Source organism: Vogesella mureinivorans, assembly GCF_007644035.1.
Classification (GTDB): domain Bacteria; phylum Pseudomonadota; class Gammaproteobacteria; order Burkholderiales; family Chromobacteriaceae; genus Vogesella; species Vogesella mureinivorans.
Genome location: NZ_VMTV02000418.1, coordinates 1 through 377, shown reverse-complemented (window position 1 = coordinate 377; position 377 = coordinate 1). Strand labels below are relative to the sequence as shown.

Below are 377 nucleotides of genomic sequence, written 5' to 3'. Positions count from 1 at the left end.
ATCACTACCGTATTATCAAAACACTTCGGTGGTGCGGCTCGTGCATTCGACCAAATCGATAATGCGCCGGAAGAGAAAGCGCGTGGTATCACCATCAACACATCACACGTTGAGTACGATACGGAAACACGTCACTACGCACACGTAGACTGCCCGGGACACGCGGACTATGTTAAAAACATGATTACCGGTGCTGCGCAAATGGACGGTGCAATCTTAGTAGTAGCAGCGACAGACGGTCCGATGCCACAAACTCGTGAGCACATCTTATTAGGTCGCCAAGTAGGCGTACCATACATCATCGTATTCTTAAACAAATGCGACATGGTAGATGACGAAGAGTTATTAGAATTAGTAGCAGCGACAGACGGTCCGAT

The 377-nt window shown here is 48.3% G+C and carries 1 protein-coding gene; it reads left to right on the top strand.

Going from position 1 to position 377, the window contains the following annotated elements; genetic code table 11:
- The coding region (locus tag FLQ44_RS11295; protein ID WP_240801258.1) for a GTP-binding protein at positions 1–377 on the top strand (377 nt) is incomplete at both ends.